Origin of the sequence: Empedobacter sp. UBA1574, assembly GCF_002322895.1 — a bacterium.
In the GTDB taxonomy this organism is placed as follows: Bacteria; Bacteroidota; Bacteroidia; order Flavobacteriales; family Weeksellaceae; genus Empedobacter; species Empedobacter falsenii_B.
In genome coordinates this window covers 23,134-38,157 of sequence record NZ_DCOI01000035.1, presented here as the reverse complement: position 1 = coordinate 38,157, position 15,024 = coordinate 23,134, and the positions used below count along the sequence as shown (strand labels likewise).

The 15,024-nt window shown below is 31.1% G+C and carries 10 protein-coding genes; 4 read left to right on the top strand and 6 right to left on the bottom strand.

The genetic code is table 11. The annotated features are described in order from the left end of the window. Positions 1-29: 29 nt before the first annotated feature. Positions 30-3,752 carry a metallophosphoesterase gene (locus B3578_RS11825; protein ID WP_286495775.1) on the bottom strand — a complete coding sequence of 1,241 codons (3,723 nt, stop codon included), beginning with the start codon at positions 3,750-3,752 and terminating at the stop codon, positions 30-32. A 24-nt stretch (positions 3,753-3,776) separates the two neighbouring features. On the opposite strand from B3578_RS11825, the gene B3578_RS11820 reads away from it, so the two are divergent. Then, the gene (locus B3578_RS11820; protein ID WP_219034917.1) at positions 3,777-4,970 is read left to right on the top strand and encodes a Pycsar system effector family protein; all 1,194 of its coding nucleotides are present in this window, start codon (positions 3,777-3,779) and stop codon (positions 4,968-4,970) included. On the opposite strand, the gene B3578_RS11815 is transcribed toward B3578_RS11820, so the two are convergent. Beyond that, the gene (locus tag B3578_RS11815; RefSeq protein ID WP_219034918.1) at positions 4,971-5,438 is read right to left on the bottom strand and encodes a DUF6265 family protein; all 468 of its coding nucleotides are present in this window, start codon (positions 5,436-5,438) and stop codon (positions 4,971-4,973) included. It lies immediately after the preceding gene. A gap of 163 nt (positions 5,439-5,601) precedes the next feature. Between B3578_RS11815 and B3578_RS11810 the strand changes: the two genes are divergently transcribed. Then, positions 5,602-7,410 (top strand): chloride channel protein, encoded by a 1,809-nt coding sequence (locus tag B3578_RS11810; protein WP_125349835.1) that lies wholly within the window; start codon positions 5,602-5,604, stop codon positions 7,408-7,410. A gap of 51 nt (positions 7,411-7,461) precedes the next feature. Here the strand turns inward: B3578_RS11810 and B3578_RS11805 are convergent, their stop codons facing one another. Continuing rightward, positions 7,462-8,301, bottom strand: a complete 840-nt coding sequence (locus B3578_RS11805; protein WP_221855927.1) for a GNAT family N-acetyltransferase — start codon at positions 8,299-8,301, stop codon at positions 7,462-7,464. A gap of 589 nt (positions 8,302-8,890) precedes the next feature. Between B3578_RS11805 and B3578_RS11800 the strand changes: the two genes are divergently transcribed. Together B3578_RS11800 and B3578_RS11795 are read left to right on the top strand one after the other, a co-directional pair. After that, a complete protein-coding gene (locus B3578_RS11800) occupies positions 8,891-10,216 on the top strand; it encodes a DcaP family trimeric outer membrane transporter (protein WP_125349837.1) in 1,326 nt (441 codons plus the stop codon). A gap of 15 nt (positions 10,217-10,231) precedes the next feature. Then, a complete protein-coding gene (locus tag B3578_RS11795; RefSeq protein WP_125349838.1) occupies positions 10,232-11,614 on the top strand; it encodes an MFS transporter in 1,383 nt (460 codons plus the stop codon). A gap of 125 nt (positions 11,615-11,739) precedes the next feature. On the opposite strand, the gene B3578_RS11790 is transcribed toward B3578_RS11795, so the two are convergent. From B3578_RS11790 to B3578_RS11780, 3 genes are all read right to left on the bottom strand, one after another. After that, positions 11,740-12,027, bottom strand: coding sequence for an HU family DNA-binding protein (locus tag B3578_RS11790; protein ID WP_019975917.1), 288 nt, complete (start codon positions 12,025-12,027; stop codon positions 11,740-11,742). Between the two features lie 132 nt (positions 12,028-12,159). Beyond that, entirely contained in the window at positions 12,160-13,101 is a 942-nt protein-coding gene (gene fmt, locus B3578_RS11785; RefSeq protein WP_257468211.1) for a methionyl-tRNA formyltransferase, read from the bottom strand. Between the two features lie 2 nt (positions 13,102-13,103). Next, complete coding sequence (locus B3578_RS11780; protein WP_291048941.1) at positions 13,104-15,014, bottom strand: RecQ family ATP-dependent DNA helicase; 1,911 nt, start codon at positions 15,012-15,014, stop codon at positions 13,104-13,106. Positions 15,015-15,024 lie beyond the last annotated feature (10 nt).

Here is a 15,024-nt window from a genome sequence, read left to right as displayed (position 1 = left end):
CAAATTTTTGAAGGTTATTTTTTTATATGTTAAAATCCGAAATTCAAACCAAAAACGATTCGCCCTGGATCTTCACCTTTAAAGTATGAAACTGTTGCGGTAATAGATTGTGCTCCGTTTATCCAAAGTCCACCACCCATAGATGAATGCCATTTATTTGAGTCTTCTCCGTTTAACCAAACTCGTCCATAATCAGCTCCAACAAAAAGACCTAATCGAAGTGGAACAACAGCTTTGAAACGTAAAGCATCAAATCGTAAATCAGATGTTTGTAAGAAAACTTTGTCTCCTGCAAAACGACCTAATCGATAACCACGTAAATCCTGATCTCCACCTAAATTAGCCATTTGATAGAATTCCATAAAATTACCCCAAACTGCTTTACCTTTTAGCATAGAAGCAACTGTTAATCTTCCATTTGCAGAAATTTTATGTGTGAAACCTAAATTAAGTTCGGTATAAAAATGATTACGTTCAAAATCTGTCAAATTAGAAATCCACTTTGCATTTGCTAAAAATGTCATGCCTAATTTTGGCAATGATTCGTTATCGTAATTTTTGAACAAATATTTAGCTCCAATTTCTCCGAAATGTTGTCCTTTGAAAACGTCTCTATTAATTGATGGGAAATCTTCGACGATACGATCTTTATTCTCTTCAATCTTTTTGTAACTATAAATTGCAGAAAAATCTAAACGACCATTGTTATTCATAATCTTGAAAATAGACGGTCCAATGCTATAACTTTCTAATCGAACACGGTTATAATCCATTCCAATTTCTTCTTGATTATTCACGGTCTCGTTTCCTAAACCAAAGAAATTTGTACTATAAGTCGGGCTCGTGTAAGCTGCATTAAGATCTAAATTCCACTTACCCAACGCTTTTGTAAACGTTCCTTTATATTTGGCATCCCAACCGCCTGTCGCAAAATAATAACTTAATTGCAAATTGTGACGTTGCGAATATGGTTTACGATCAAAACCGTTGACAGTGTAGGTTGGCGATAAACCAATTTTTATTCCGTCATCAGGATTGTAGCCAATATTAGGTAACATAGTAAAGAAATTATACATCGGTTGTTTGTAATCGTATGTATTAACCTCGTAATCGTTGACAAAATTTTTCGATGTTAAAAAGGTAGATTCTGATGCATCACTTCCGTTTGCGTAATCATATACTTTTACTTTTGCAGAACGCTTTACTTCGTATATATCGTCATCTATTCCACCAATAATACGAACTAAAATAGCGTTATTTGGCTTTCCTTCAACCTTGAATTTATCTTTTCCGTTTAATCCATATAAACGAATTTCTTTCGTTTCTTTTTTATCAAAATCTTCATCAAGAATTAAAGTTCGATCTTGTCCTGAATAGATTTTTACATTTGTTTTTCCCTTTGGTAAACGAGTGATCACAAAATCTTCATCTTCGTTTGTTCCTTTCAGAATGATTAATTTGCGAAGAACTTTATTATATTCTTCTGCAAATTTTTCTAATTTAGATTTTCGGGCAATAAGATTATTGATTACTTCTTGATCGTATTCTTGTTTTGTTTCTTCAGGAATTAATTCAAATGATTGTTTGATATAATCATCACTCAAATTATCTTGAATATATTTTGCTTCTTTTATCCATAATTCAAGATCGGATGATTCTAAAATGGCTAAATCCAATGGATAAGGTTCTCTATTGAACCATTTTACATTTTTGATGTCATCTTTATAATCTTGCATATGTCTCAAAGGAGGAATTTTCATAATTAAATGAAAGAAAAGTCCATCATAACGTGGAAATGCTTGATCTCTATCGCGTGGAATTGGTTTATAAACAGTTTGTTTATTCTCTTTGTAAACGCCCCAACGCCATTGGTCAGAATGTCGATCCCAATCTCCAACTAACATATCAAAAAGTCGTGCACGAATGTAGGCTTGCTTATCCACGACAACATCTTTGTTTTTGTGAATCGCAGCCAACATATCATCTGTGCTAACAATATCTTTTGGTTTTCCGAAAACACCGTCTTGATATCCGGACATTGGTCGTTCTTCTATCATGTATAATTCATCACCAAAATTCTCATTATATGCTTTCAAGGCTTCTTGTTTTGGAACGTAATATAATTTTGGCGTAGAATGCATAATATTGATTGGTTTCATCAAATTAGCAACTGTTAATGGATAATATGGATGATTGGTTGTATAGAAATCCATCAAAAATTTCTCTGTGAAAGAATCTTCAAATTCATCTGCAACATATTTATTTTTAAATGCTACTTGCTGAATGAATTGCGTGGCACTTTTCTTCACCGAGCGCATATTGTATTCTTCACCTTTTGCATTTGCCAATCGTAAACTTTGCGTTTGATGTCCACCACCCATTCTAACAGGGGTTAAACCTCCATTTAGTTGACTTAAATTAACAGTATTAGCAGTAATTGTTTGTCCATATGTTCGACGATAATGACGACCAAAAAAGAATTTATACGGATCAGATTTACGTGTAACGTCTAATGGATATACACTTGTTTCTTTCGTTTTTGGCATTTTTTTATCATCATAAACTTGTGCCAAATATTCCTTTTTCTTTTCTGTAATTTGTTTTGTTAATAATAATTCGATTCCATCGTCTTTAAAACCATAGAAATTAGCTTTAGAAGCGCCATTATCATATAAATCTAGTACAACAAAACCATTATCTCCGTAAGAAAAATCGTTTTTACCAACCGCTTTTGCAGATTCTTTTTTAGAACCAGAACCGCTGATAATTTGTTTGACATTGTTTTGTTGAATATATTGCAAGTTGTGATCGTGTCCAGAAACAACAATTACATTATTTCTATTTTCGATAAGTGTTGCAATACGAGAAGCCATTTCTCTGTATTTGAAATTATTAACATCTTGAGGACTAAGACCTGTTGTACTTCTTAATAAATTAATAAAAGATCCGATTACCGGTAATGGAACTTTGAAATTATCTCCTAATGGATAAAACTGTTTTTTGAAATCAAATTGTCCACCATGTGTTCCGTTCGAATATAGCGGATGATGCATTGTGATAACAGTTGTTCTGTTTTGATATTTGTTCAACTGCGATTCTAATTCTTCGAAGAAAGCTTCTCGCGATTTGATATCACATTTTTCATTTAGACCAGGATGTTTGTCCCAATCTTGCAAATACCATTCAGAATCTATCGCAATAATTCCGATACTATCATTTACATTTATTTTATCAATTGGACACGCATCTTTTGGTAAAAATGATTTTTTATTACCCAATTGTTTTTTGACTAATTTTTCTTGTTCTTTTAATCCTTTTACACCATTTCGCCAATCATGATTTCCTGGAATAAAAAGGGTTTTTCCTTTAAATTCTTTCGCTAAATCAATCTGAAATTGAAGTTTCTCTCTACTTGTTGTATATTCAGCTTTTGTAGAATCCGTTACAATTCCATTTTCGTAAACATTATCACCTAAAAAGAAAAGATAAGAAGAAGAGTCAGCTTTCGCTAATTGATTCTTTAAAATTTCTAAATTTTGTTTATTTTTTGGTTGATCAAGATCTCCTGCATCGCCTATTAAATAGATAGATTGAATTTTATTTCCTTCTACATTTTGTACTTTTTCTGTCTTAATGTTTTTCCCATATTGAGGATGTTGCGTAGCGCAAGATGTCATATAAAGGCAAGAACCTACTAAAGCCAAAAAAGGATAATTCAATTTTTTGTTGTTTAGTGTTGGTAATAATTTCATACATTTAAGCGTTAAAAACTTGTGATGAACCAATTGTTATTAAATATAGAAAACTATGTTTTCAATCTGTTCAAAGATAATCTTTCTTTAGATTTTACGTATCATAATTTTATGCATACCGTAAAAGTTGTAGAAGCAATAAAAACGTTGTCTACTGATGAGCAAATATCTACAGATTTACGAGAAAAATTATTAATAGCGGGTTGGTTTCATGATACGGGTTACACAAAAATCGTGCAAGGGCATGAAAGTGAGAGTGCAAACATTGCAAAAGAGTATTTGATTGAGCATAATTTTGACGAAAATTACATCAAAGAAGTCCAAGATTATATTTTAATCACAGCGCTAAATAATGTTCCAAAAAATATAGGTGAAGCAATTGTAAAAGATGCAGATAACTATCATTTAGGACAAACTGAATATCCTAAAATTTCTGAGTTATTACGTGATGAAATAGCTAAAATATGTCACAAAGAATTTTCTGATTATGAATGGCATGTAGAGAATAGAAATTTTTTTCTAAACATACATCATTTTTATACGGATGCCGCAAAAAAGCTTTGGCAGAAAGGAAAAGAAGAAAATTTGATCTTTACCCAAAATAAAATCAAAGAGATAGAGTTGATTGGTGATATTCCCAATAAGTATGAAATCAAGAAAAAGAAAAACGATAAGATTCAACAACCAGATCGTGGTGTTGATACACTTTTTCGTGTAACGTTGAACAATCATACTCGTTTAAGTGATATTGCTGATAGTAAAGCCAATATTTTATTGTCTGTAAACGCGATCGTGATTTCGATTGCACTTTCTACTTTGGTTCCAAAGTTAGGAAGTCCAAAGAATGAGTATTTACTTTTACCTTCAATTGTAATGCTTTTATCAAGTGTTGTTTCAATTATTTTTGCAATTTTAGCAACTAAACCAAATGTAACATACGAAAGTTTTAACGAAGAAGATGTCAAAAACAAAAAAGTGAATTTGCTTTTCTTTGGTAATTTTTATCAAATGTCACTTGAAGCCTACGATGATGCTATGCAAGAGTTGATGAAAGACAGAGATTATGTATATACTTCTTTGACAAGGGATTTGTATTATTTAGGAAAAGTTTTGGAACGAAAATATCGTTTGTTAAGCATAACCTACACAATTTTTATGATTGGAACTATTTTATCTGTTCTAACGTTTGCTTACGCGATGATCACAAATGTTGCTTAATTATTTTTTTACTTTTTCAAAAGTAAAAGCAATTTTACTTGATTCATCATTGCTAATTTCAGCTTTTAACTGATGACCAATTTTCCAATATTTGATAAGTTTAGGAAAATCATTCTCTTGATTTTCTAATGTAAACGAATTTCTATCAGAATTGATTAACTCAAAATCAGTTGTCTCTTTTTTAGTTTTGTCCAAATTAACTTTCAATATCCATTTATCATCAATCTTTGTGATAGTAAGATGTTCCTGCGAAATTGTATCATTATTTTTGATTGTAAACCCGCAACCTAAAAAAGTGTTTTTATCAACTTTTTTCCAGTTTTCATACGTTTTTCGATCCGATTTTTCATTTGTTCTAATCCATTCTCCAACCAAAAAATCAAAACTTGGTTTATCAGCAGAAGTTTTAGTTGATTCGCAAGAATTCAACAAAAAAATAAATAAAAGAAGAAAAGTAAATAGTTTCATATTAGTGTGCTTAATAGTAAAAATAATCAATTTGAAATAGTTAAAATGATAGAAATGATTTTTTCTCAAAAATTTTATTCTTTTATGTATTATTGGTTTACTTTTTGTGTAATTCGTGGCAGTTAAATTAGGCAATAAACAAAAGGTACACTATTTTTGAAGTATGCGACTTTCTACAAAACAAAAGTTTTTTCAATACATTAAAAAATCATTTAATTTTTTTCAAAACTTGTTGAACCTGTTAAAATTGGTTTTATCAGAGCGACAATTTTTGTATTTATCGTGTATTTTAGTAGCTATTTCATCTGCTTTTGCAGTGATTGTGCTAAAAACTTTTGCGCACAATGTTTTTCAATTTACTATTTATATTAATAATTTAGTCAAACTACCTTATATCAATAGTATATTGCCAATTATAGGTATTTTGTTGACGGTTTTTGTTGTGCAGAAATTTTTGGATGGTTCGATAGAAAAGGGAACTTCTCAAATTATGATTGCTGTAGCTAAAAAGTCTGGAATAATGCCTAAAAAACAGATGTATGCTCAGATTTTAACGAGTTCCTTAACAGTTGGTATGGGTGGTTCGGCTGGTTTAGAATCTCCAATTACAATTACTGGTGCAGCTTTTGGTTCTAATTATGCACAATATTACAGATTCAAATACAAAGAAAGAACACTTTTGTTGGCTTGTGGTGTTGCAGCTGGTATTGCGACTGCATTCAATGCACCAATTGCAGGTGTTTTGTTCGCGATAGAGATTGTATTAGCGGATATGAGTGTTACTGCTTTTATTCCTTTATTGTTATCTTCTGCAACAGGAGCTTTAATTGCCAATTTAACATTAAAAAGCAATATGTTATTATCCTTTCGTTATGCGTTAGGATTTGATTATCATAATGTTATTTTCTATGTGATTTTGGGTGTTTTAGCGGGGTTTGTTTCAGTTTACCATGCTCGATTATTTCGTAAAGTTGAACATTTGATAGGGAATTATTCGGATAATGTATATTGGCGAGCGATTGTTGGAGCGGGAAGTTTAGCAATATTGATTTTCTTTTTCCCAACATTATTTGGTGAAGGTTATGAGAGTATAAAATATTTAGCAAATGATGAAGCTGGTTTTATTTTAAATAATTCATTGTTAGAGAGTTTTAGAACGAATCAATGGATAGTTTTAGGATTTGTTTTTGTCACAATTTTAATCAAATCTATTGCAACAGGTTTAACTTTAGGAAGTGGAGGAAACGGAGGAAACTTCGCGCCTTCGTTATTTGTTGGGTCATATCTTGGTTTTTTCGTTGCAAAATTCTTTAATTTAATCGGTTTCAAAGAAGTTCCAGTCGGTAATTTTACTGTTGTTGGAATGGCAGCTGTTTTAAGTGGGTTATTTCATGCGCCATTAACAGCAATTTTCCTAATTGCCGAAATTACGGGAGGTTATGGATTAATTATTCCCTTAATGATTGTTTCTTCGATAAGTTTTGCAATTTCAAAACGATACGACAAATATTCGATGGATATATACGCAATAGCAGAAAAAGGAATTGTTTTTACATCTGATAAAGACCGAAATTTGTTTAATAAAATTGATTTGTTTTCGATTTATATCAAGAATATCAAAACATTGACGGTTTACAATTCAATTGAAGATATAAAAGAAATTTTTTCTACTACAACACAAGATTTTATTCCAGTCCTCAATGAAGATAAATCGATTCATGGAATTATAGTTTTAGATAATATTCGATCATTTATTTTTAATGATAATATTGATAAAAGTTACTTAGAATGTATAACAGAAGCAACTTCGACATCTATTTTTACGAATGCTGCTAACGTGATGAAAATGATGGAAGCAAAAAAAATAGATTATATTTTACTCACTAAAAAAGGTAAATTTGAAGGTTATGTAACCGAAAGTTTATTATTAGAAAGTTATCGAAGTAATTTGAATAAGTTGAGAATTGAGTAGAAATATTTGAATATAATATACAAAAAAAGCCTCTTAAATAGAGGCTTTTCATTATAATTCTTTTTTCATTTCGTATTGTTTGTCGTACAATTCTAATCCCATCGATTGAATAAAATCATTTGTAGAGATTTCTCTTTCGTCAACATTAATCATTTTAATCTCTTTATTTTTCAAATCGCTGAAAAGGATGGAAGCTAAATAACGATTTCTATAATCGTGATGAACACCAAATTGATAAATACGTGTATTATTTTTGTTGATAATTTTGTAAGCAACTAAAATTCCATCTTCATAAATTCCATTTATTTGACAATCTTCGATGATATTTTTTACACTTTGAATATCATTTTTCCAAGTAGGTTTTATATCCCAAAAGTTTTCACTTGTAATCAAATCTAAATCACTAAATTCTATAATTTCATGTAATGGATTTACGACCAAAATAGGAATTCCTTTATAACTGTTTAAAGTTCTTGTTTTTTCGAAACCACAAGCTTCATAAGCGTTAATAGCAAAATCATTTTTAATATTTACTTCTAAAAATATGTTTTTTACTTGTTGTTCTTTCAATTTTGGAAAACTAAAATCTAACATTTGTTGTGTGATTTTTTTTCCACGATGTTCAGGACAAACGCCCGTTCCACCAATATAAGCTGTTTTTACTTCGTTATAATTTCTAATTCCATAAAGTAAAAAGCCAACTAATTTTCCATCAATACTAGCACCTACAGAATAATCTAGATTGATATCTTCCATTTTTAATTTTCCCTGAAATTGTTCAGTTGAAAGATTGATAGAAACGTAATAATTTTGATAAGAAAGATTATATAAGGCTGATAATTCTTCCAAATCAACATGATTTAATGAGTGTATTTCAATGTTTGTTTGCATAGCTGTAATTTGCAAAGCAAAAATAGCCCCAACATTTAAGTTTTTTCTAAAAAAAATCTTAAAAAATTAGTAAAGATTGAATTTTATTTGAACTATGTAATCCGAATTTGATAAAAATATAATTTATTTAATAATATTGACTGAATAATTATACATAAATTTTAAAAATAGTGTAGAGGATGGTAAATAGAATTAAGAAAACTTCTTTTTTTTATGATTTAACATAAGCTTATTATTGATTATGCTGAAGAAAATTCTGTAATCAATAAATTTGCATACATTTTTAAAACTAAAACTACGAGAGAAGTCTAACTTTCTCCTCATTTGTTGAAACAATTATTCTTCTCTCGATTTTTTTTGAAAAATACTCCTCGAAGAATTCAAGTAAAGTGTATTTGTTACACTAATTAAAATACCAAATTCTCAAAATTTCTTTCCAAAACTTATTTCAAAATATCTATTTCTCAAAAAATATTTAAACATATGATGAATTTAATAAAGCTTTGAAAAATTATTAAAAAATGATTAACGAACATTTGTTAGTTTTTTTCTTTTGATTATTTTAGTCGTTCAAATTATCACAAAAAAAATGAGTAAAAATTTAACAAAATTGGCTTGTCTAGCTATATTTTGCAGCTATAGCTATGTCTCTGCTCAACAGAAAACGACAGATAGTGTGGTTGTAGAAAAAGTAGAATTAATACAACCAAGAGAAAACAAAGACAAAGTTGATGTGCAGTTTTATGGATTTATCAGGAATGATATTTTTATGGATACGCGTCAAATGATTGGAGCAGGAGAGGCTTTGGTTCCGCTTTATCCAAAAGATCGTTTATCGGATGTAAACGGTGCTGATATCAATGCAGCTTCTAAATTTCACATGTTATCGATTGTTTCGAGAGCTGGTGTTAATTTGAAAGGTCCAGAATTACTTGGAGCTAAAACTTCTGGTATTTTAGAGGGAGAATTTTTTGGAGCAACAGAAGGAGGAATCAACGAGTTTCGTTTGCGTCACGCATATGTGATGTTGGATTGGGAGAAAACGCAATTAGGGATTGGACAATATTGGCATCCTTTCGTTGTGTTAGAAGCTTTGCCAAATGTTGCAAATTATGGAACTGGTGCGCCTGTTTATGCTTTAAATCGTAATCCTCAAGTTCGTTTAACGCATAAATTCACAGACAAATTTAAAGTTATTGCTGCTTTACATTCTCAACGAGATTTTACTCCAAATACAGAGCCCTTTCGAAATAGTGGAATGCCAGCGGCTCATCTTCAATTTCAATATAAATCACAAGTTTTTACTGCCGGAATTGGTGCGCAATATGAAAATTTGAAGCCAAAATTATCTTCAGGAAATCCTCCTGTTAAGTCTAATGAACGAGTTGAAAATGTTTCGTTTATGGCTTATTCTAAGTTAAATACAAAACCTTTACAAGTAACTTTCGCTGGATATTTGATGCAAGATGCGTCGTCTTTTGTACAACTTGGTGGAATTGTAGGATATCAAACAAGTCCGACGGCTGTTGAAACATATAAACCAATGAATACGCATAGTATGTGGATTGATTTGCAACAAAACTCAACAGGTAAATTTTCGTTCGGACTATTTGCAGGTTATGTTAGAAATAATGGTGTGAAAAATCCAGTAGAAGGAGCAATTGCATCAATATCTTATGGTGTAACGACAAATTGGGGCGCAATTTCGGCAACTCCAGGTACACGCACTGTAAATTATTTGTACAAAGTAGTTCCTCGTTTAGATCTTACCTTAAGCAAAGCCTTAAAATTTAGATTAGAATATGATCGAAGCACAGCGCAATGGGCAGATGCGACGATAAAAGGTACGGGAACCGAAAATAAATATTTAGCAAATAACAATAGATTTCAACTGACAACATTATTTAACTTCTAATATTACACAAAAAACATGAGTACAAATACTTTAGATACTTCGCAAACAGTAGCGAAGAAGGATAATATTTTCCAAATTATTTTAGCATCATCTGTCGGAACCTTAATCGAATGGTACGATATGTTCTTGGCAATCATCTTAGCTAGTGTATTATCAACACAATTATTTCCTAACGATGGTTCGTCGCATTTCTTAGAAACACTTGCAGTAGTGGTTTCATCATTTATGTTCCGTCCGATTGGATCATTAATTTTTGGAAGTATTGGAGATCGTATTGGTAGAAAATATTCATTCTTAGTTTCTTTAATTATGATGGGAGCAGCTACATTCTTGATTGGTTGTATTCCAACTTTTGATAGTGTAGGTTGGTTTGCTCCTGTTTTATTATTGTTTTGCCGCATTATGCAAGGACTTGCAATTAGTGGAGAATATGCAGGTGCTGTAATTTATGTAGCAGAACATGCGCCAGCAGAGAAGCGAGGATTTTACACAGGGTTTATTCAAGCAACTGTTCCAATTGGATTATTATTATGTTTAACAGTTGTTTTCTTAACACAATCATTTTTATCAGAAGAGGCTTTTGCAAGTTTCGGATGGAGGATTCCATTCTTATTTAGTGGAATATTAGTGATTTTGAGTTACTTTATTCGTCAACGCTTACATGAAAGTCCAATTTTTGAACAATTAAAAAAAGAAGGAAAAACATCTAAAACTCCAATTAAAGATGCTTTTACAACTCCAGGAAACGTAAAGTTAATGTTAAAGGCTATTTTTGGAGGAAATGCGGCGCAAAGTACAATTATGCAAACAACGTTATTCGTTACGCTTTTCTTCTTACAACGCGCAGTTAACTTACCTTACGAAACAGTTTTAATTGTTGTTTTATGTTCTACATTATTTAGTTCATTTTTCTATCAATGGTTTGGTGCATTAAGTGATAAAATTGGTCGTAAACCTGTTATGTTAGGTGGAATGATTTGTAGTTTTATCTTAATTCCATTATCATTTTTTTTGTACATGAAATTAGGAAATCCTGAAGGATTGAAAGAAGTTCATGATATTTCGAATTTAGCAGTTTTAGGAATTGTAGTTGTAAGTTTAATTACTTCAATTGCAGGAGCAGCAACATATGGTCCGCTTGGAGCTTTTATGTTAGAAATTTTCCCAACAAAGATTCGATACACTAGTATGGGATTTGCACAAAATATGGGAAATGGATTTATTGGTGGAGCAACAACTTTTGTAACGGAATTAATCAAAAGTACGATTATCGTTTCGGCTGCTATGTCGCCTTATATTGGATTAGCTTATCCATTGATATTAATCTTTATTGCGATTTTAGTGAATTATTTTACAATTCCAGAAACATACAAAACAGATTTAACAGAAGATAATTAAAATCAATAATAGACAAAATGTAAAAATCCTTCAAGTAATTCTTGAAGGATTTTTTTAGAGGAATTAAATTTCAATGCAAAAAAAATCCACTCAAACGAATGGATTTTTTTATTGTATCAGAAATATTATTTTTTCTTTTTTGTATCAACTGCTCCTGATAATTCAGATCCAGCTTTAAATTTAGCTACTGTTTTAGCAGCAATTTTAATTTCTTTTTTAGTTTGTGGGTTGATACCTGTTCTTGCAGCTCTCTCAGAAGTTGAGAAAGTACCGAATCCTACTAAAGCAACTTTGTCTCCTTTTGCTAAAGCTTTAGTTACATTTTCTGTAAATGAGTTTAAGGCTTTTTTAGCAGCTTCTTTAGAAATTCCAGCGTCAGCTGCAATCGCATCGATAAGTTCTGATTTGTTCATAGTTGTAACTTTTTAAATTAATTTATACACAAATATACTCTTTCCCTTTATTTGTGCAAGTTTCAACGCAAAAAATTTCAAGAAAAATGCAAAATTTTATGAAATCTGTGTCAAAAATCAGTAAATAAGTACTTATTTTACGAATAAGGTATCCTCGTTTTGATGTCCATTGATGAAATCTTTGGCTGTCATACGACGCTTTCCTTCCGGTTGAAGTTCTAAAATTTCGTAAACTCCTTGAGGTAGATTGATATAAAGGTTATTTTTTTGTAAAATTAATTGATAATCTTCTCCTTCAACAACAATATCCGTTTTTAGACCTGCATATATTTTTAACGATTTATAATTTTCGCCATTTCCAAAAGTTGTCCATGCACATGGATAAGGAGAAAGTCCTCTAATCTTATTGTGAATAGTATTGATTGAATCGTTCCAATCTATTTTACAATCTTCCTTAAAGATTTTTGGAGCATGTTTTAATTCTGTTGTTTCATCTTGCGGATGAGGTTTTAATGAATCATTTTCTAAACCATCCAACGTTTTCACGACTAATTTCGCACCGATATGCATCAATTCGTCATGAATTTTACCAACATTATCATTTTCTCCAATTTCTACTTTATCAGAAATTAAGATATTTCCGGTATCAATTTTTTCATCAATTAAGAAAGTTGTTACTCCAGTTTCCTGATCACCATTCATCACAGCCCAATTAATTGGTGCAGCTCCGCGATACTGAGGAAGAAGTGAACCGTGTAAATTGAATGTTCCTTTCGACGGAATTGACCAAACAACTTGTGGCAACATACGAAAAGCTACAACAACAAAAACATCAGCATTCCAGCTTTTTAATGTTTCGATAAAAGCTTCGTCTCGTAATTTTTCTGGTTGAGCCAAAGGCAAATTATGTTCAACTGCATATTTTTTGACATCAGAAATATTCATTTTTTGTCCTCTACCAGACGGTTTATCTGGAACAGTAACAACTCCAACTATTTCGTGATGACTATTTGTATTGATTTCATTCAAAGATGTCGCCGCAAATTCGGGCGTACCCATAAAGACTACTCGCATTTTTATTCTATTAGTTTATAAGAATCGAATCCAATTGGTTGAACTCGCATTTCGTCTATCAAATATTGCAATTCTTCGACGATTTTATCTTTTGGCGAATTTATGAATTTTGAAAGGATTTCGGCTTGCGTTTTTGTACCTTCTTTCAAATATTCAATTAAATCGGTTGAATTAAAGTTTTCATTTTGTTTTTTGGATTGACAAACATCGCATTTACCACAATTTTGATCAGATTTTTGATTAAAATATCCAAATAATAAACGTTCTCTACAAATTGTATTTTGTTCGGCATAATAAGCCATAGCTTGCAAACGTTTCCAATTATTCACTTGAATTGCTTCGAAATCTTTCCACAATTTATTTTTAAACGCATTAGAATCGCGCGGAACAAGAAATCTAAATCGCGCTAAAAATCGATCCGAATAATCAATAGAACCATTTTTTGCATATTCGTGTAAGCTATTCCTAATGTCGCCAATACTCATATGCAATTCAAACGCCATTTTACTTTCCGAAATTTCTCTATTATAAGTGTAAATTCCAGGGTAATGACGTTGTAAATAATCAAAAATTCGGTTTTCATTCAAATTAATCGAATGTGGTGACGCCAAAATTTGAATGCTACTATTTTGTGAATAATTTTTTTGCTGAATGATTTCTTTCGTATTTAAAAACTCTAAAAATTGAAGAACCATTTTAAGATTTAAACCAAATTTTTCGGCAAATTTTGGAAGATCCAATTGATAATTCATTTCCGTTAATTCGCCTTCCGCTAATTGCAATTGACTAAACAAACAATTCCCAATTTTGATAAAATCTTGTTGCGAAGGTAAATTCGCTTTGAAAATATTTTCTGCTTGAATTCGATCATCAGGATTGTACAAATAAATTCCATACGATTCCTGTTCATCACGTCCAGCGCGCCCAACTTCTTGGTAATACGCTTCTATTCCTTGTGGCAAATCGATATGAAAAACGGTACGAACATTTGGTTTGTCTATTCCCATTCCAAACGCATTTGTCGAAACCATAATTCGCGAATTACTTAACATCCAATCTTGCTGTTTTTGCTCTTTTTCGTCTTTGGTTAATTTGGCGTGAAAAAAATCGGCATCAAATCCATTTTGACTTAAAAAACTTGCAATCTCGTAGGTTAATTTTCGATTTCGAACAAAAATAATACTCGAACCAGGATATTTTTTTAAATAATAAATCAAATCATTTTTCTTGTCAGCAGAAAGGAAAACATTGTACGAAAGGTTTTCTCTTTTTAAAGAAGATTTGAAAACTTCAGGATTATTTAGCTCTAATTTTTCAACAATTTCTTGCTGAATTTTCTCTGTCGCTGTTGCAGTCAAAGCTAAGATTGGAACTTTAGGAAGAATAGTTTTTAATCTTGAAATTCGATGATATGCAGGTCGAAAATCATGTCCCCATTCAGAAACGCAATGTGCTTCGTCAACAGCTAGCAAACTAATATTGATTTGTTTCAATCGCTCGACAAAAATTCTACTTTGCAAACGCTCTGGCGAAACATATAATAATTTGATTTTATTGTTTTGACAATCGTCCAAAATTTTTCCAATCGTATTTTGGTCAATTTCATTGGTAATATATGCCGTAGAAATTCCTTTGGATTGTAAATTCTGAACTTGATCTTTCATCAACGCAATAAGCGGCGAAATGACCAATGTTAATCCATCAAAAATAATCGCAGGAACTTGATAACAGATAGATTTTCCGCCACCAGTCGGCAAAATTGCTAATGTATCTTTCCCTTCCAAAACACTTGCGATGATTTCCTCTTGCGGCGTTTTGAAAGAAGAATAATTCCAATACTTAAAAAGAATTTCTTTTGGTGTCAAATTACAAAGCTTTGTTGTAAATTTAAGTAAAATAGTGTTATTCTTCAAAAATTATATA

Excerpts from the sequence above, each read along its gene's own strand:
- B3578_RS11820 (WP_219034917.1), top strand. The coding sequence starts at position 3,777 with ATGAACCAATTGTTATTAAATATAGAAAACTATGTTTTCAATCTGTTC.
- B3578_RS11800 (WP_125349837.1), top strand. The coding sequence starts at position 8,891 with ATGAGTAAAAATTTAACAAAATTGGCTTGTCTAGCTATATTTTGCAGC.
- B3578_RS11790 (WP_019975917.1), bottom strand. The coding sequence starts at position 12,027 with ATGAACAAATCAGAACTTATCGATGCGATTGCAGCTGACGCTGGAATT.
- B3578_RS11805 (WP_221855927.1), bottom strand. The coding sequence starts at position 8,301 with ATGCAAACAAACATTGAAATACACTCATTAAATCATGTTGATTTGGAA.
- B3578_RS11810 (WP_125349835.1), top strand. The coding sequence starts at position 5,602 with ATGCGACTTTCTACAAAACAAAAGTTTTTTCAATACATTAAAAAATCA.
- fmt (WP_257468211.1), bottom strand. The coding sequence starts at position 13,101 with ATGCGAGTAGTCTTTATGGGTACGCCCGAATTTGCGGCGACATCTTTG.
- B3578_RS11815 (WP_219034918.1), bottom strand. The coding sequence starts at position 5,438 with ATGAAACTATTTACTTTTCTTCTTTTATTTATTTTTTTGTTGAATTCT.
- B3578_RS11795 (WP_125349838.1), top strand. The coding sequence starts at position 10,232 with ATGAGTACAAATACTTTAGATACTTCGCAAACAGTAGCGAAGAAGGAT.
- B3578_RS11825 (WP_286495775.1), bottom strand. The coding sequence starts at position 3,752 with ATGAAATTATTACCAACACTAAACAACAAAAAATTGAATTATCCTTTT.